The organism is Idiomarina loihiensis (assembly GCF_024584785.1).
GTDB classification, from domain to species: domain Bacteria; phylum Pseudomonadota; class Gammaproteobacteria; order Enterobacterales; family Alteromonadaceae; genus Pseudidiomarina; species Pseudidiomarina fusca.
This window is the reverse complement of sequence record NZ_CP074112.1, coordinates 2,766,457-2,783,941: the sequence shown is the minus strand read 5'-3', so window position 1 is coordinate 2,783,941 and position 17,485 is coordinate 2,766,457. Positions and strand designations below refer to the sequence as shown.

The 17,485-nt window shown below is 49.3% G+C and carries 13 protein-coding genes; 5 read left to right on the top strand and 8 right to left on the bottom strand.

The window, feature by feature from the left end; all coding sequences use genetic code 11:
* Nucleotides 1-98 precede the first annotated feature (98 nt).
* Entirely contained in the window at nt 99-755 is a 657-nt protein-coding gene (locus KGF88_RS13320) for a TIGR01621 family pseudouridine synthase (RefSeq protein WP_153826906.1), read from the top strand.
* Nucleotides 756-783: 28 nt separating this feature from the next.
* A complete protein-coding gene (locus KGF88_RS13315) occupies nt 784-2,076 on the top strand; it encodes an amidohydrolase (RefSeq protein WP_202912515.1) in 1,293 nt (430 codons plus the stop codon).
* Nucleotides 2,077-2,161: 85 nt separating this feature from the next.
* Here KGF88_RS13315 and KGF88_RS13310 read toward each other — a convergent pair whose 3' ends face one another.
* Nucleotides 2,162-3,814 carry a fatty acid--CoA ligase gene (locus KGF88_RS13310; RefSeq protein WP_162014571.1) on the bottom strand — a complete coding sequence of 551 codons (1,653 nt, stop codon included), beginning with the start codon at nt 3,812-3,814 and terminating at the stop codon, nt 2,162-2,164.
* Between the two features lie 38 nt (nt 3,815-3,852).
* A complete protein-coding gene (locus KGF88_RS13305) occupies nt 3,853-5,376 on the bottom strand; it encodes a bifunctional GNAT family N-acetyltransferase/carbon-nitrogen hydrolase family protein (RefSeq protein WP_110075530.1) in 1,524 nt (507 codons plus the stop codon).
* A gap of 130 nt (nt 5,377-5,506) precedes the next feature.
* Here KGF88_RS13305 and KGF88_RS13300 point away from each other — a divergent pair, with 130 nt between their 5' ends.
* Nucleotides 5,507-6,835 (top strand): Na+/H+ antiporter NhaC family protein, encoded by a 1,329-nt coding sequence (locus tag KGF88_RS13300; RefSeq protein WP_153826909.1) that lies wholly within the window; start codon nt 5,507-5,509, stop codon nt 6,833-6,835.
* Here the strand turns inward: KGF88_RS13300 and KGF88_RS13295 are convergent.
* The 4 genes from KGF88_RS13295 to gmk are packed head-to-tail and all read right to left on the bottom strand — an operon-like array spanning nt 6,832 to nt 10,365.
* Entirely contained in the window at nt 6,832-7,224 is a 393-nt protein-coding gene (locus tag KGF88_RS13295; RefSeq protein WP_153826910.1) for a RidA family protein, read from the bottom strand. The two genes, KGF88_RS13300 and KGF88_RS13295, sit on opposite strands and share 4 nt — an antisense overlap.
* Before the next feature lie 56 nt (nt 7,225-7,280).
* Nucleotides 7,281-9,395 (bottom strand): bifunctional GTP diphosphokinase/guanosine-3',5'-bis pyrophosphate 3'-pyrophosphohydrolase, encoded by a 2,115-nt coding sequence (spoT, locus tag KGF88_RS13290; RefSeq protein WP_162014570.1) that lies wholly within the window; start codon nt 9,393-9,395, stop codon nt 7,281-7,283.
* 5 nt (nt 9,396-9,400) lie between these two features.
* Nucleotides 9,401-9,676, bottom strand: coding sequence for a DNA-directed RNA polymerase subunit omega (rpoZ, locus tag KGF88_RS13285; RefSeq protein ID WP_110075534.1), 276 nt, complete (start codon nt 9,674-9,676; stop codon nt 9,401-9,403).
* 44 nt (nt 9,677-9,720) lie between these two features.
* Nucleotides 9,721-10,365, bottom strand: coding sequence for a guanylate kinase (gmk, locus tag KGF88_RS13280; protein WP_110075535.1), 645 nt, complete (start codon nt 10,363-10,365; stop codon nt 9,721-9,723).
* Nucleotides 10,366-10,495: 130 nt separating this feature from the next.
* Here gmk and KGF88_RS13275 point away from each other — a divergent pair, with 130 nt between their 5' ends.
* A complete protein-coding gene (locus KGF88_RS13275) occupies nt 10,496-11,086 on the top strand; it encodes a LemA family protein (protein WP_110075536.1) in 591 nt (196 codons plus the stop codon).
* A gap of 31 nt (nt 11,087-11,117) precedes the next feature.
* Nucleotides 11,118-12,770, top strand: a complete 1,653-nt coding sequence (locus KGF88_RS13270; protein WP_153826911.1) for a M48 family metallopeptidase — start codon at nt 11,118-11,120, stop codon at nt 12,768-12,770.
* Nucleotides 12,771-12,838: 68 nt separating this feature from the next.
* On the opposite strand, the gene KGF88_RS13265 is transcribed toward KGF88_RS13270, so the two are convergent.
* Both KGF88_RS13265 and KGF88_RS13260 read right to left on the bottom strand, forming a co-directional pair.
* Nucleotides 12,839-16,009 carry an amidohydrolase family protein gene (locus KGF88_RS13265; protein ID WP_153826912.1) on the bottom strand — a complete coding sequence of 1,057 codons (3,171 nt, stop codon included), beginning with the start codon at nt 16,007-16,009 and terminating at the stop codon, nt 12,839-12,841.
* A gap of 129 nt (nt 16,010-16,138) precedes the next feature.
* On the bottom strand, nt 16,139-17,377 hold the full coding sequence (locus tag KGF88_RS13260; RefSeq protein WP_153826913.1) for an NRAMP family divalent metal transporter: 1,239 nt from the start codon (nt 17,375-17,377) through the stop codon (nt 16,139-16,141).
* Between the last annotated feature and the right edge of the window lie 108 nt (nt 17,378-17,485).

The following is a 17,485-nucleotide window of genomic DNA, read 5'->3' as shown; positions in this document are numbered from 1 at the left end:
GATCTGACTTCCGTTTTCAAATAATTAGCTACAATAATGAATTTAACACCAAGTATAAAGGGCCGCAGTGGCAGTCCGCACCAGGCAAGTATAACGGCATGCATGAGTTAACCCTAGTTTTTAGCCACCCCGATTTCTACGTGCTGAATAAGCCCGCCGGTGCGCCCATGCATGCCAACGCACAACAAGCAAGCGTGCTACATCAACTCGGGCAACAGTTGCAGCAACAATTGTGGCCAGTGCATCGCTTAGATACCCCAACTTCTGGGGCGCTGCTGGTGGCTCGTAATCAGGCTGCGGCAGCCACCTTGAGTGGCCTCTTTGCCGAGCGCCAAATACACAAATATTACCTTGCGGTAGCGGCTGGTAAGCCCAGTAAAAAACAAGGACTGATCTGTGGCGACATGGATAAAGTACGACGTGGCAACTGGCGCCTGTTGCGTACACAAAATAATCCAGCCCGCACCCGTTTTATTAGTCACGCACTAAAACCTGGCTACCGCTATTATGTGCTCAAGCCAAGCACCGGCAAAACCCATCAACTTAGAGTCGCACTGAAGAGTTTGGGGACGCCGATTTGTGGCGACCAGCGTTACGGCGGTGAAGCGGCGCAGCACCTGCATTTGCATGCTTGGCAATTGCAGTTCTGCTATCAACAACAGCAGTTCAGCATCACCGCACCATGGCCAGAATATGAACACTTTCTAGACTTACCCCCCCAACCTGATCTAGGCTTGCTTATCTCTGCTACCTAATTGCAAGGAACTCCCTATGCGTATGTCCATGTTAAATAAAGCTGTCATTGCCACCACCTTAGCCACGAGCTGCTGGGTTATCAGCCCAACGCAGGCCGCTGAACCGGTGCAAATTTCGTCATCCTTAGAGCAGCAAGTGATCGAATGGCGACGTGATTTGCATCAACACCCTGAATTAAGTAATCGTGAATTTCGTACCGCAAAAGTCATTACGGAGCACTTGCAGAGCCTTGGTTTAGAAGTGCAGACAGGGGTAGCACATACCGGCGTCGTGGCCCTGCTCAAAGGCGCCAAGCCAGGCCCCACCATCGCCTTGCGGGCCGACATGGATGCCCTACCGGTGGTCGAGCAAACCGACGTTGCCTTTAAATCTACTGCAATAGCCGAGTATCGCGGTAAAGAAGTAGGTGTTATGCATGCCTGCGGTCATGATTTGCATGTGGCTATGTTGATGGGTGCAGCCCAACAACTCACCGAACTGCGCGAGCAATTAGCTGGCAATGTGGTGTTTATTTTTCAACCGGCCGAAGAAGGTGCTCCTGCAGGTGAAGAAGGTGGTGCTGAGTTGATGCTTAAAGAAGGGTTATTCAAACAGTATCAACCTGAAGCCGTGTTTGGTATTCATGTGTGGTCAGCGGGACACACTGGTCACATTGGCTATCGCGAAGGCCCACTGATGGCCTCGTCAGACCGCTTTGAAATAACCGTCAAAGGCCAACAAACTCATGGTTCACGGCCATGGGGAGGCGTGGACCCTATTGTGGCGGCGGGCCAGATTATTAATAACACCCAAGCCATTGTTAGCCGTCAGGTCGATATTACCAAGGCGCCAGCGGTAGTGAGCTTTGGTATTGTTGAGGGCGGTGTTCGCAACAATATCATCCCTGATGAGGTCTATCTCGAAGGGACCATCCGTAACTTTGATATGGATAACCGTGCGCAAATTTTTGCTAACTTAAAAACGACTGCTGAGCATACCGCACAAGCCAGTGGCGCTGAGGCGCATGTGCATATTGATGAGGGCTACCCAGTTACCATTAACAATCCAGAATTAACCCGTGCCATGCTGCCTACCATGCACAAAGTAGCAGGAGCCGATAAGGTAAACGTGAATGCATTAGTAACTGGTGCAGAAGATTTCTCATTTTATGCACTAGAGGTGCCAGGATTATTTGTATTTTTGGGGATAACTCCAGAAGATCAAGATCCTGCTACGGCGCCAAGCAACCATTCACCCTTCTTTTATGCTGATGAGCGAGCGCTTAAAACCGGTACGGAACTGTATGTCAACTGGGCTATTGATTACGCCAAGCTACCTTAACGACCTCGGTGCTAGCATAGCCGCCCTGATAAAAAAGGCCCGTTACGGGCCTTTTTTGTGGGTAGCTACAATTAAAAAAAGCCTGCTAATTTGCTGCTTGCAGCTGCTTGCGAATCAGTTTTTTATCGATTTTACCAACGCTGGTGCGAGGAATCTCCGCAACCACGGTGACCGAATCAGGAATCGCCCATTTTTCAATCAAGCCGGCCTCAATAAACTGCTGTAAATGATCAGCAACTTGCTCGCGATCAACGGCAGCATCAGCTTTCACTGTAAGCATAGCATGAGGGCGCTCACCCCACTCTGCATCAGGGAGTCCAACCACAGCTGTCAGTTCAATGTCAGGATGCTGACTGATGAGGTTTTCCAGATCTAAAGAGGAAATCCATTCACCGCCCGTTTTAATCACATCTTTTATACGGTCACGAATTTGCAGGGTGTAGTTACTATCAATGGTGCCGACATCGCCTGTATGCATCCAGCCATTAGCCCACAGCTCAGCACTTTTTTCTGGCTCGTTCAGGTACCCCTGAGTGAGCCATGGTGTGCGCACCACAACCTCACCCATAGCTTCACCATCATGAGGTAAAAAACGACCGTTATTATCAATAATGCGCATATTCACCAGTGGCACTGGGCGCCCGGTTTTGATCCGCTCTTGTACTTGGCGCTGCTGATCAAACTCCGAGGCCTCAAGCGGCAACCAGGTGGTACTCAACAGTGGACAGGTTTCGGACATACCGTAGCCGGTATAGACCTGAACACCGCGTGCGAGGGCGGCATCAGCTAGGCCTGCCGTTAGCGCACTGCCTCCAATTAACACCTGCCAGCCGCTAAAATCAATCGCTTGAGCTTTTTCACTACTCAATACCATCTGTAAAATGGTCGGCACACAGTGCGAGAAGGTCACCTTTTCTCGTACAAACAACTGCAACAAAGTCGCTGGTTCGTAACGACCAGGATACACTTGCTTGAGCCCCATCATGGTGGCGACATAAGGTACGCCCCAAGCATGCACGTGAAACATTGGAGTGATTGGCATATACACACTACCAGCCTGCATCAACTGCATATTGTCATTCATGCTTGTAGTGGCTGCTAACGTGAGCGTGTGCAGCACCAATTGCCGATGAGAAAAGTACACCCCTTTCGGGTTGCCGGTGGTGCCGGTGGTGTAAAAGGTTGTGGCAATAGCGTTTTCGTCAAAATCAGGGAAATCATATTCCGGCAACGCCGCTGCCAATAAGCTCTCGTAATCACCCACGGTGGCCAGCGCAGGCTCCGCTGGAGTATCGCTATCACTTAGCTGGATGTATTTTTCGACGGTTACCAGCTCATGTTTTACTTTCGCTAACAACGGCAAGAAGTCATCGTGCGCCAACACCACTTTATCCTCGGCATGATTCATGGTGTAGACAATTTGCTCGGGGGCTAAGCGCACGTTCACCGTATGCAACACAGCGCCAAGCATGGGAATAGCGAAAAAGCACTCAAGATAGCGCGGTGTATCCCAATCCAACACCGCCACCACATCACCTTGCTTCACTCCTTGCTCGGTCAGCATATTAGCGAGGCGTTGCACGCGCTGATTAAACTCAGCATAACTGTAACGCTTGCCATTATTACCGCCAACGATCTCGTTATTAGCACCGTAGCGCTCGCTTGAGAGTAATAACTGCTTTATCAGTAACGGATACTGATAGGCTTCATCAGCCGGCTTTAGTAGTTTTACTGGCATAGGTTGTCCTTGTTGTTCTGTCTTTTATTTTTATAGAGTTACCACTTACGGGTAACTTCGTAGATATCGGTACGACGATCTTTCAGGTTCGTGACCGAGCCTTCATGATGTAAATAACGTAATTCGTCTAAGTTTAGATCCGAAAAAATCAATTGCTCAGTGTTTGGCGTGGTTTCCGCTAAAATAGCATCGTACGGAAAAGCAAAGTCTGACGGCGAAAACACCGCAGACTGGGCGTACTGCACATCCAGACTTTCTACTTGCGGTAAGTTACCCACGCTGCCACAGGTCACCACATAACACTCGTTTTCAACCGCGCGGGCTTGGGCGCAGTGACGCACACGCAGATAGGCATTGCGGGTATCTGTCCAAAACGGCACAAACAACACTTCTAAACCTTCGGCCGCCATCAGTCGACCTAGTTCAGGAAACTCCACGTCATAACATATTAAAATACCCACACGACCGGCATCAGTATCAAACACTTTAACCACATCGCCGCCTTCAATGACCCAGTCACGCTTTTCGTGCGGAGTGACATGTATTTTTCGTTGCTCTTCAACGGTACCGTCACGGCGACATAAATAAGACACGTTATAAATCACGTCATCTTCATCGAGTGGCATCGAGCCAGTAATGATATTGACGTTGTAACTGACCGCCATCTGTGACATTTCACGTTTAAAGCGTTCGGTAAAGCTAGCTAAAAACCGGATCGCATCTTTCTGCTGGCTCTGATCTGTCAGCCCCATCAGCGGTGCATTAAAAAATTCTGGGAACACCGCAAAATCACTTTGATAGCTCGACATAGCATCGACAAAGTATTCAACTTGGCGCAGCATTTCTTCCACCGACTCCACTGAGCGCATTTGCCACTGCACCGCCCCAACGCGGACATTGCGGATGCGGCTACCTAGAATATTGTCCGATGGCTCGTACAAAAAGTTATTCCATTCAAGGAGCGTGGCAAAACCAGCCGAACGCTTATCCTCGGGGAGGTACTTACCTAACAAACGTTTTACGGTGAAATCGTTAGCTAACTGAAAGGTTAAAATCGGGTCATAAATTTCGCGCCGATGCACCCCTTCAATATATTGCCCAGGGCTCAGCTCATCAGCATATTTGTGAAAGTTAACAATGCGACCACCCGCTAAAATGGCCTTCAGATTAAGCTGGCGGCAAAGTTCTTTACGCGCATCGTACAAACGCCGACCTAAACGATAGCCACGATAATCAGGATGAATCAGTACATCCAGGCCATACAGCGCATCACCTTTACGATCATTGAGAATATTCTCACGCGCATCCATTAAATCATCGTAGGTATGGGGGTTACTAAAACGAGCGTATTTAACCCGTACCGTTAACGCTACGCCCACCAGTTGGCCGCCATCTTCTAAACAGATCTGACCTTCAGGAAATTCTTTGATTAATTTCCGAATGGTAGCCTCACCCCAAGCCCCGCCAATGTCTGGATACACCTTGTCCATTAACGGTTTTAACTGAGGGTAATCCTCATCTTTTAGATTACGTAACTGTAAATGTAGATCATCAGGGCTCATAGACTTCCTTTGTGGTTCTGTGTACAACATCAATTAAAGGTATGACGAATAGGCAAAGCTTGCAACGTCAACATAAGACATATAAACTTCTGGACGTCTAAAACAACAATAACACTGCGCAGGAAAAACGATGAATCAACCCGCTAGTGCCAAAGCACTTTTACCCTTACTGCTCTTTCTTTCGCTGTTTTTAGGTGTAGGTGTCTACTTTCAAGTGACTGGGGTCGACTATGCCTTTTATCAGCTTAATAGTCCCGTTGCTATTCTGCCCGCTATTATTTTAGCAGTACTACTCAGCAAGCAAGCCTTTGAAGAACGTATCAATACTTTCGTGGCGGGTGTCGGCGAGCGCAATATCGTCACCATGTGCATGATTTATTTATTAGCCGGAGCATTTTCTACGGTAGCAGCGGCGACCGGTGGCGTCGATGCCATGGTGGCCTTGGGTTTAAACGTGATTCCACCACAGTTTTTGCTGCTAGGCCTATTTATTATTGCCGCTGTGGTGTCTACCGCTATGGGTACCTCGATGGGCACCCTAGCTGCGCTAGCTCCAGTGGCTCTGGGCCTCGGTCAGGCTGCTGATATCGACTTAGCGTTATTAGCTGGAGTCTTGGTAAGCGGATCCATGTTCGGGGATAACTTGTCATTTATTTCAGACACGACTATCGCAGCTACACGTACCCAAGGCTGCGCCATGAGCGACAAGTTCAAAGCTAATCTAAAAATTGCTTTGCCAGCTGCTGCCATTACGCTGATTTGGCTTTTCACCTACGATACCGGTGCAGTCCCTCCGAAAATACCAGAGGCTAATCTCTGGCTGGCCTTGCCGTACTTTTTTATTATTGTGCTTGCCGTGCTCGGCTTAAATGTGTTTGCTGTGCTGACCCTGGGTATCATTTTAGCTGCTGCGTTCGGCATGGCCACGGTTGACTATCAATGGGTTGCCTTTAGCAAGGACATCTACCAAGGCTTTACCAGCATGCAAGAAATCTTCTTGCTGTCACTTCTTATTGGCGGCTTGAGTGCGCTGATCCGCCAGCAAGGTGGCCTACAATTTCTTGCGGATGCCGTAGGCACAGTTACCAAACGTTTGTTCAAGCACAAACAACAACGTGCGGCTTTTGGTGTGGCAGGCTTAACCGCGCTAACAAACTTTGCCGTGGCTAATAATACAGTCACCATTTTATTAAGTGGCGAAGTGAGTAAACGTCTGGCTGAAGAAGGCGATCTAGCACCACGACAAAGCGCGAGCTTACTGGATATTTTTGCCTGTGTAGTACAAGGTGCTTTGCCCTACGGCGCACAAGCCTTATTGATGGGGGCTAGTTTTGGTTTGTCGCCGTTAGAAGTGAGCTTGCATACCGGCTACTGCTTTATTTTAGGAGGGGTATCCTTGGCGATGATTATCTGGCGCAAACCCTTAGAGAGCCGCGCCAGTAGCACAGCAACTGCCTAGTTAGTACTAGGCAGTTCCATCACACCATCAATTTCAATCTGTACATTTTTGGGCAATGCCCGTACTCCAATCGCTGCGCGAGCGGGGTACGGCGCTTGGAAGAACTCAGCCATCACTTCATTCACCACAGCAAAATGACTTAAATCGGTTAAATAAATTTGTACTTTCACCATATCCTGCAGTTCACCACCGGCAGCTTCACAAACTGCAGCAAGGTTTTTGAACACTTGCACCGCTTGCTCACGAAAATCTTCGCTAATCACCGTCATGCTGCTCGGCACTAGTGGGATCTGGCCCGACAAATACACAGTGGTGCCAATTTTTACTGCTTGTGAGTAGGTACCAATTGCGGCTGGAGCATTATCGGTACTGATAATAACTTTCGACATAGTTGTTCCTAAAAGTAAGTTCTGTTAATTGGGGTAAGGACAGATAACTAAGGGGGTTATTTGCGCAGTCGCCACACGCGTTGCACATCGGGCATCTTTCGGATATGCCGCAACACGTTGGCTAGTTGAGTTCGATCTCGTACGGTAAGAGCGACATCAATATAGTAAATATTGGCATCGAGCTCTTCGGTTTTCAGGCCATGAATATTACAACCAGCAGCAGCAATAGCTGTCGTCAGTTTAGCTAAAACCCCTTGATGATTAATCACTTCTACCCGCACTTCAGTAATAAATTCACCGTCCGGGTTGGCCTCCCACTGCACGGGGAAGTAGCGCCCAGGCTCATCTTCAAAGCCGCGCACGTTTTTACATTCCCGCCGATGTACTACCAAGCCTTTACCTGGGCTGACGTGGGCAATAATCTCATCACCCGGTATCGGCCGACAACACTTCGCAAAGCTCATCAACAAGCCTTCAGCACCGCGAATAGCTAGCGTACTGCGTACTGGGCTGGCACTACCATCATCTTTGAGCTGTGCTAATTCACCCAATAGACGCTTGGCAATCGCAATCGACATCATATTGCCTAAACCGATTTCGCGCAGCAGTTGCTCTTTAGACTCTAACTTCACTTCGTGTAGCACACGGGTAAATTCAGCGTCACTTATTTCATCAAAGTTGACTGGGCCTAAGGCGGCACGTAACAGACGTTCGCCAAGATTTTCCGCTTCACGGAACTCTTGCCCCTTCAAATACTGACGGATTTTGGCCCGCGCCTTGCCAGTGACCACAAAGTTCAACCAAGCAATATTAGGGCGTGAGCCTGGTGCTGTTTTGATTTCGACGGTTTGCCCTGTTTCTAACGGCTTAGAAAGCGAGTGCACTTTGTGATTCACTTTGGCACCAATACAAGTGTTACCTATATCCGTGTGCACTGCGTAAGCAAAGTCTACCGGCGTTGCCCCTTGTGGCAACTCAATGATGCGCCCCTCGGGAGTAAACACATAAATTTCTTCTGGAAACAGCTCAGATTTAACGTTTTCGATAAACTCAAACGCATTCCCAGTACTTTGCTGCAACTCAAGTAAGCTCTGCATCCAGCGCCGTGCTCGAACCTGTGCCGTGGTGCCACTACTATCTTCGGTTTTATATAACCAATGCGCCGCCACACCGCGGTCTGCCATCAAGTTCATTTCTTCGGTACGAATTTGGACTTCGACCGGAATGCCATAAGGCCCCTTCAGCGAGGTGTGCAAGGATTGATAGCCGTTTGATTTCGGGATTGCAATGTAATCTTTAAAGCGGGTTTCAATGGGCTTGTAGAGATTGTGCAGGGCACCTAACACGCGATAGCAGGTATCAACCTCATCGACAATCACGCGAAATGCATAAATGTCCATGACCTGTTCAAAGCGCAATTCTTTGTGCAGCATCTTTTGGTAGATACTGTACAAATGCTTTTCGCGGCCCAATACTCGCGCTTTGATACCCACATCGTGTAAGCGTTTTTCGATTTCTTGCTGAACCCGTTCCACCAGCTCGCGGCGATTACCGCGAGCCATTTTCACCTGAGACTCAAGCAAGCGCGCTCGCCACGGATACAGCGCATGAAAACCAAGCAGCTCTAATTCATTTTTGATGTCATGAATACCTAAGCGATGCGCCAAGGGCGCATAAATTTCGAGGGTTTCACGGGCAATACGACGCCGTTTATCAGGACGTAAATGACCGATAGTACGCATGTTATGAGTGCGGTCTGCTAATTTAATCAGAATCACTCGAATATCATGCACCATCGCCATAATCATCTTGCGATAGTTTTCCGTTTGCAGCTCTTCTTTTGAATTAAACTGCAATTTATCTAGTTTAGACACGCCTTCAACCAGCTCGGCAACGGTGCTACCAAACTGTTCAGCCAAATCTTCTTGGGTAAAAGGCGTGTCTTCAATCACATCATGCAACAGCGCTGCCATGATGGTTTCGTGATCCAAGCGCATGTCGGCTAATAAGCTAGCCACAGCTACTGGATGGGTAATGTAAGGTTCGCCACTACTACGTTTTTGTGGCTTGTGCGCTTCTGCGGCTAATCGATAAGCCGCAGCAGTGCGCTCCACCTGCTCTGGTGGTAAGTACTCAGTCAGTTGTTGCCTGAGGCCTTCAAACAAATACACCCGATTTACTCAAGCCCACGAACTGCGTCAACGGCTGCCAATTCATCAGCTTCCATTTGCGCGGCTTCAGTGCGCTCGGCAGCATCTAGGCGACCTGCATCAATTTTACCAGACTCAATTTCACGCAACGCGATCACGGTTGCCTTTTCGTTGTTCTTCCAAGGTACCAATGAATCTTTACCTTGAGTCGCCAATTGACGAGCACGACGTGCTGCTACTAGCACTAAATCAAATCGGTTGCCAATGCGGTCAACTGCTTCTTCTACGGTTACGCGAGCCATGATTACTCCAACTATGTGCAAAACGGGTCAGGAATTATACGGATTTACCCGCCATTCGCCAAGAGATCTTTAAGTTTTGCGGCATGCCGCACTTGCTGTAATCCTACCTTAAGGCGCTGCGCAAACACAATATGCTCTAATTGAGCCAACGTTTGCGCAAATTTATCATTCACCAGTAGGTAGTCAAATTCATGGTAATGAGATAGCTCTGCTTGCGCTTTTGCCATCCGCCCACGAATAACTTCATCGCTATCTTGACCGCGGCCACGCAAGCGTTGCTCTAAGATCTCTAAGCTAGGCGGGATGATAAAAATAGATTGCGCATGGGGATGCGCCTCTCGCACTTGCCGTGCTCCTTGCCAATCGATATCAAGAAAGACATCAATGCCTTCCGCTAACGTCTGTTCAATGTAAACGCGTGAAGTGCCGTAATAATTACCAAACACATGGGCCCATTCATAAAATTCATCGTTAGCAATTTTTTCTTTAAACTCAGCCTCAGAAAGAAAATGATAGTGTTCACCGTCTACTTCACCCGGGCGTGGAGCTCGCGTTGTGCAAGACACAGAAACCTGCATACTATCGTGGCTATGGCGCTCTAGTAGCGCACGAATTAAACTAGATTTCCCGGCTCCACTAGGAGCAGCTAAGATAAATAAATTGCCGGTAGCTATGCTATTTGTTGTCATGAATGCTTACATTGAATGGCTTGCGAATAACGGCAAAGCATAGCATGTTGCATTAAAACGTGCGATACCTGATGCTGTACCTCATTCTAAAAACTATGATTGCCACCTTAGGTGGCGCAGGAGATGACCCATGACTGGCTGGATTATTATTATCATTGCAGTGTTGTTACTCGTTTGGGCGGTTAGCATCTATAACAACTTGGTGCGCTTGCGTAATCAATTTAAAAATGCCTTTGCGCAGATCGAAGTGCAGCTTAAACGCCGTTACGATCTCATCCCCAACTTAGTGGAAACAGCTAAGGCCTACATGAAGCACGAAGCCGATACACTCGAAGCCGTGATTCAGGCAAGAAACCAGGCTTTAGCTGCATTACCACAAGCCAAACAAGACCTCACCAACAATCAAGCCATGCAACAATTAGGTGGAGCCGAAGGCGCCCTAGGGAGTGCTTTGGGCCGGTTAAATGTGGTGATGGAGGCTTACCCTGATTTAAAAGCTAACCAAAACATGATGCAAGTGTCTGAAGAACTCACCAGCACCGAAAATCGGGTTGCCTTTGCACGGCAGGCATTCAACGATGCCGTGATGTCCTACAACACCTACAAACAATCCTTTCCACCGGTGGTCTTTGCCGGCTTTTTTGGTCATCGTGACGATGCCAGCTTACTTGAATTTGCCGATAGTAACGAGATTCAAGCTGCACCTAAAGTGTCCTTTTAATGTTAGTTGCGGATAAATTAGGTAAGCTACCATGGTGAATTTCTTTGCTCAGCAACAGCAGGCCAAGCGCAATACCAGCCTGCTGGTGCTGTTATTTTTTCTCGCCTTTATCTCAATCATTGGCATAGTAACAGCCGCCGTTGCGGTTTTTTCTGGCGCTGTGATCGTCAGTGACACCGCCCCCACCCAGATTTTTTGGCAACCGCTGATAATTACTATGGCCGTTGTTGCTGGAGGTATTTTGTTGGTCTGCCTAGTGAAATGGCTGCAGCTTCGTCCTGGCGGGCATGTGGTGGCTGAAAGCTTAGGTGGCATCCAACTCGCACCTGATAGCAGCGACCCACTAGAACGACGTGTTCTTAATGTGGTTGAAGAAATGGCTATCGCCGCCAACTTACCGGTACCAGCAGTCTATCTACTCCCCAACGAAGCCGGTATTAATGCCTTTGCCGCTGGCTACGAAACCAAAGATGCTGCCATCGGCCTTACTCGTGGTGCCGTTGAAACCTTTTCACGCGAACAGTTGCAAGCAGTGGTCGCCCACGAGTTCAGCCATATCCTTAATGGTGATATGCGGCTCAATATTCGCTTAATTGCCGCCCTAGCCGGTATTCTTTCGTTAACCCATTTGGGTTACATGCTGCTGCGTTCGTCGCGCTTTAGTTCGCGGCGCAACAATAAAAATGCACTACCTTTAGTGGGCGTGGCGCTGCTGGTAGTAGGCAGCATTGGGGTATTCTTCGGGCAGTTGATTAAAGCTGCCGTGAGTCGCCAGCGTGAATATTTAGCCGATGCTGCAGCGGTGCAATTTACCCGCAATCCCGAAGCGCTTGCCGGCGCCCTACAGCAAATTGGCGCGCGCCAGCATGGCAGTCGCGTGCACCATAGCAACGCCGACGAGGCCTCTCACTTATTTTTCGGCCAAGCACTCAGCTCTTGGTTTACTTTGATGGCAACGCATCCACCGCTAGCGCAACGCATCAAACGCCTTACTCCCCACTGGAACGGTAAGTATCCGAGCCCACAACAACACTTTAGCCAAACCCAACAGGCACGACAGCAGCAACAGCGCCCTAATGCGCTGGAGCAGTTAGCCAAGCTAGCCCTACCGGCGTTGTTATTGGAGCAAGCCCGCAGCCCACAGCAAGCGCCGCAACTTATTCGGGGGTTGCTAGAGGCTAACGTGATTGGCACAGTCAGCCCACTAGCTGAGCTTAGCGCTGCGCAGCAATTAGCCTTGGTTGAACTTGCGATTCCGGCGCTGCAGCTCGCCTCAACCAGTAGCCAACTGGATATTGTGAAAGATTTAGAGCACTTGGCCCAGCGCGTTGCCAACGGCGGTGATTTATTTCATTGGTGTCTGTATCAGTTACTTGCGCGGCACTTATTACCTGCTAGCAAATTCAAGCATACCCTTGCGAATGACCAAGCTTTTGATATTACGGTAGCTGCCTTAACCGCAGCAGAGCAGCAGCAAGCCATCGATTTTACGCAACTTGAACGGGCTCTTAATACCTGCAAGAGTTGGTCACCGCAGGCTAAGCAAACCTTAGTACAACGTTGGTACGAAACCATTCATGCTGATGCCAAAGTCTCCGCAGTAGAGCACAAACTCATCGCCACTCTATGCGCATGTATCGGCGCTCCCTTGCCTGATCTCGAGCCTGATCTCGAGCCAGAATGATAGCTATAAAAAAACCCCGCTACACCGGTCAGGTAAAGCGGGGTTTTTTGCTTATTTTCGATTACCGGTTATTCCCAGAAGAAGGCCTTCCGCGGCGCTGCTTTAGGAACCAACTGATGCATGGTTTCGGCATCGTACAAGCGGCCATTCACCATGGTATGAGTCACGCGATCCGTCACCCTAATATCCTGTAACGGGTCGCCATCAATGACGATGATGTCCGCCAATTTGCCCTGCTCTAGCGAACCTAGGTAGTTGGCCATGCCAAACTCTTTGGCCGGATTAATGGTGGCGGTAGCTAACGCCTGCAAAGGCGTCATACCGCCTTGTGCCATCATCCAAATTTCCCAATGTTGCGCTAGACCTTCGCGCTGACCATGGGCGCCAGCAACCACATCCACGCCCAAATCTTGTAGCTGCTTAGCTACATCAGCGTTATTAAAGTGATTGTAGTGATTATGCGGGGCTTTTTCGCGTCGCACCGAGCTGACCAGAGCCGGCTGCGGCACAAACTTAGCCAACTTGGGATGACGCCAAACGTCGGTTTCTGCATACCAATAGTTCTCACCCCAAATACCACCGTACGCCACCCCTAAGGTAGGCGTATAGTTCACTTCGGTTTGGCTCCAGAACTGTTTGATATCATCATAGACTTTAGCAATCGGAATAGAATGCTCAACGGTGGTATGCCCATCGGCAATCATGCTCAGGTTATGCTGCAATAAGGAGCCACCTTCTGGCACCACCATCATCTCTAGTTCGCGGCCTGCTTGAATAATCTGTTGACGCTGATTTCGACGGGGCTGGTTGTAGCTTTTTACTGAAAACGCCCCGACTTTTTTCAAGCGCTCAAGATGAAACTTAGCATCATCCAAGTTGTCCACGTGAGCCGTGTACCCAGGGCCATTGGCTCCGTACAAAATCGTCCCGGTTGAGAAGGTTCGTGGCGCCGCAATCAAGCCCGCTTTCTGTAACTCGCTCGCCGCAAAAATCTCACTGGTATCATTAGAAGGGTCATGAATTGAAGTCACCCCAAATGCCAACGTGGCATAAGTTTTCCAGTTTTGTTCGGGAATGATCTCGTTGTCGCCTTGCGGCCCGTGTGCGTGTCCATCAAATAGCCCAGGCATGACCGTTTTGCCCTTTGTATCTATGATAGTGGCACCCGCTGGCACTTGCACATCAGCACTAGGCCCCACCGCGACAATTTTATTGCCAGTGACAACAACGGTGCCATTCTCAATCACTTTATCACCGGCCATGGTGATCACTTGCCCACCGACAAAAGCGACGGTGTCGTCATGAATGGCAGCATCGGCAACAAAGCTAATGTCTAAACCGTTAGCGACTTGCTCGAACCCGCTGACATCATCGATGCCAAACAAGCCAGCAACCGAGGCATGGTAAAGCTCTGGCCCTAACGACCAGTAAAGCGCCCCACCATCACCAGCCCAAGAAATATTCTCGCCCGCTCGTACCGATAACTGCTCGACCGGGAACTGTTTATCGTTGGGGCCAATTTTAATCGCCGCGCCACGCTCCACAAACGGCGTCACAAAAACCTTAAAGCGTTCAGCAAAGGCTAAATGCTGACCATCAGGTGACACTCTAAATTCAGTAGCATGCTCGGCGGTGTAGAGCGTGCGTTGCTCTTTGGTGGTTAAGTCCACACTGATAAGCGCTGGGCTGCCACTATAAGCCATTAGATACAAGCGATCGCTACGAGCGCCAAATTGCGGTGAACTGCCATTTTTACTCACCAACTGCGGCTGCGCTTGAGCGTCGTTCAAAGATACATGATACACCCCAGGATTTAAGCCATAGGTGTCTGGTGTGATATAGCCACCGCGTAACTTGCGATACACCACAGCTTGCCCATCTGGGCTAAACACGGGTTCGACAAATTTACCGGTACCCGTAGGTAACACAGCTTCCTTGCCTGAGCGTAAGTCACGGACAATCAACTGCCCCTGTTGCTGGTCATCCCAAGTGGCATAAACCAGTTTACTACCGTCACGCGAGTAGCTTGGATACAGCTCCCACGCACCCTCGCGATCCGTGAGTCGCTTCGGCTCGCCATTGGGTAGGTTGCGCACATAGAGTTTACCTAAAGCTTCGTACACAACCTGCTTGGCATTAGGGGCCACTTGCACCATCCGTAGCATTTTTACCCGGAACTGATCCTGGTCGATGTTTTGTTCAAAGCGCAGGGCATTCTGGACTTTCTTGGTGGTTTCAACACTAAAAGGAACAACTCGAGTGCTACGGCTGGCAACATCAAGCTGCATGATTTTGCCGTCCGCCCAGAAGACTATTTTGTTACCGTCTGGGCTCCAATCCATGGTGGGATAAACCCCATGAATGGCCCAAGTTTCTTGCATGTCCCGATCCAACTGACTGTACAAACGAGTCTGTTCGCCTGAGCGTAAGTCATACAAATACAACACGCTATTAAAGTCTTCGCGCTTAATGTAAGCCAAGTAGTTACCATCTGGCGATGGCGTAGGTCGAATAGCCCCACCAGCACCGCCCAGAATCACTTCAATAGCGCCCGTTTCACGGTCATAACGTTTAATTTTATAAATGCCTTCCAACGAGTCTTTGCTGTAGTGGAAAGTTTTACCGGGCGTATCATCTTGGGAGAAATAAATATATCGGCCATCCGGCGAAAATGCTGGTTCACCGAGATCTTTTTGATCGTTCGGGCGCTCAGTTAGCATCACGCCCGAACCACCAGAGCGGTGGTACATCCAAACTTCGCCGGCACCGAGCGAGCGGCTTGCGGTAAAGTGCTTACGCGCCACAATAAACTCCCCATCAGGGCTCCAGGCCGGGCTGTTGAGCAAGCGAAAGGTTTCATCGGTGACTTGTCGAGGATTGCTACCATCAGCATTCATCACCCAAATGTTGTCACCACCATCGGCATCAGACGTAAAAGCAATGTAGTTGCCATCTGGCGAATACACCGGCTGCATATGCCAAGCAATACCGCCTATTAATAGCTCTGCATCACCGCCAGTTGCTGGAATTCGGTAAATATCACCAAGCATATCGAACAGGATATACTTGCCATCAGGGCTCATATCAACGTTCATCCAAGTACCTTCGGTGGTCTTGATCTGGATGTCTTTAAATTCACCTTGCGGATTGCTTACATCCCAGCCCTGCTCAGTTTGCGCCTGCGCAGAGAAAGATAAAGCCACGCTAACGGCAAGGGCCAGCGTTGATAATGTTTTCATAGATAAGCACCTTTGTTGTTCGTCCAATGCCGCTTGATGACAAGCAGCTCAGGTTATAGTTATTCGTTCAGGCCACACAACTCAAGCGAACTGAGCTCAACGGACTGTTTTTCAAGACCACCATGAGCTTTACAGGGCGACCAAGTAATACACATAGGCCAGCGCAAAACCAATCAAATACAATAACCCCAGCCAAGCATAAAGTCGCATTGCCAAGGATAAAGGTTTGCGTTGCGCTAACTTAAAGTTGAGCCAAGCAAAAAATGGCGTGGTTAGAAATGCCAACGTCATGGCAAAGGTTAGCATCGGGCCGAGCGCACTTTTAAAGTAAAGAATCACCAACATCCCAGCTATGGATTGGCCTACAATCCAAACGGTGAGTGATTCGCCAACGGTGGTCTCTTTGTTGCTCGGCGAGGCTGGCACCATGATACGAAAACTCTCACGCAGGGTACGGGCATAGCCATCGAGAACCGCTAGGGTGGTACCAAACATACACAGGAAGGCAATAGCTCCTACCAAGTATTCCGACCACTTGCCAATCGTTGCCCCGTACAAGCTAACAAACTGAGCAGCGAATTGGCTGCCGGCCATGGCAATAGGTTGAGCAGTGCCATATTGCACTAAGGCTCCCAACGCTAGGAACAAAAGCGCCAGCAAAGCCGTCACCCAATAGCCCAGGTTAAAATCAAATAAGCCGTGCTTGAGGGTTACCTGAGTCAGTTTTTGTTTGCTGCGCAGCCATAATGAATTAATCGCCGACAGCTCAATAGGGACCGGCATCCAACCCATCATGGCTACTAAAAAAGCGATCGCCGCCAGGCTCCAGGGTGATGGCGCCACAAAGTCCGCAGGGGGCGGAGTGGCATTCACCAAGGCAATCATGACCGCAACCAGCGTAGCAAGACTCAAAATCGCCATGATCCATTTGGCGATGCGATCCAGCGCTCGGTACTGGCTACCCAATAAAATCAGCCAACTGTTGACTAGAATCAACCAACACAAAACCGGCACCGATAAACTTGGAATAAATAACTGCAACAAGGTCGCAGTAAGTAACAACACCCCAGCGGTATTCACCACCGCCGCGATAACATTAAGCAGCGTAAAGGCCCATAAATACCATGGCCCTTGCCGATAATAGCCGCTGATCAGGCTTTCGTTGTGTTGCAAGGTATAAGACACAGCAAAACGGAAAAACGGATATTTAAGTACATTAACCAGCAAAATCACCCACCACAGCTGCCAACCAAACAAAGCCCCCGCCTGGGTTGAAGCAACTAAATGCGAAGCCCCAACTGCGGCGGCGGCCAAGATAACTCCTGGGCCTAGCGCCCGTAACCGTGATGATTGTGTGATCTGCGTCATGATAGGTATCTTATTATTATGCTAATGACTAGGGAGAATGACTGATAAGGATATTACCACCAATTGGCCGAGCCTCAAGTTTGCTTCGTTGCAGCCATCTCCTAACTC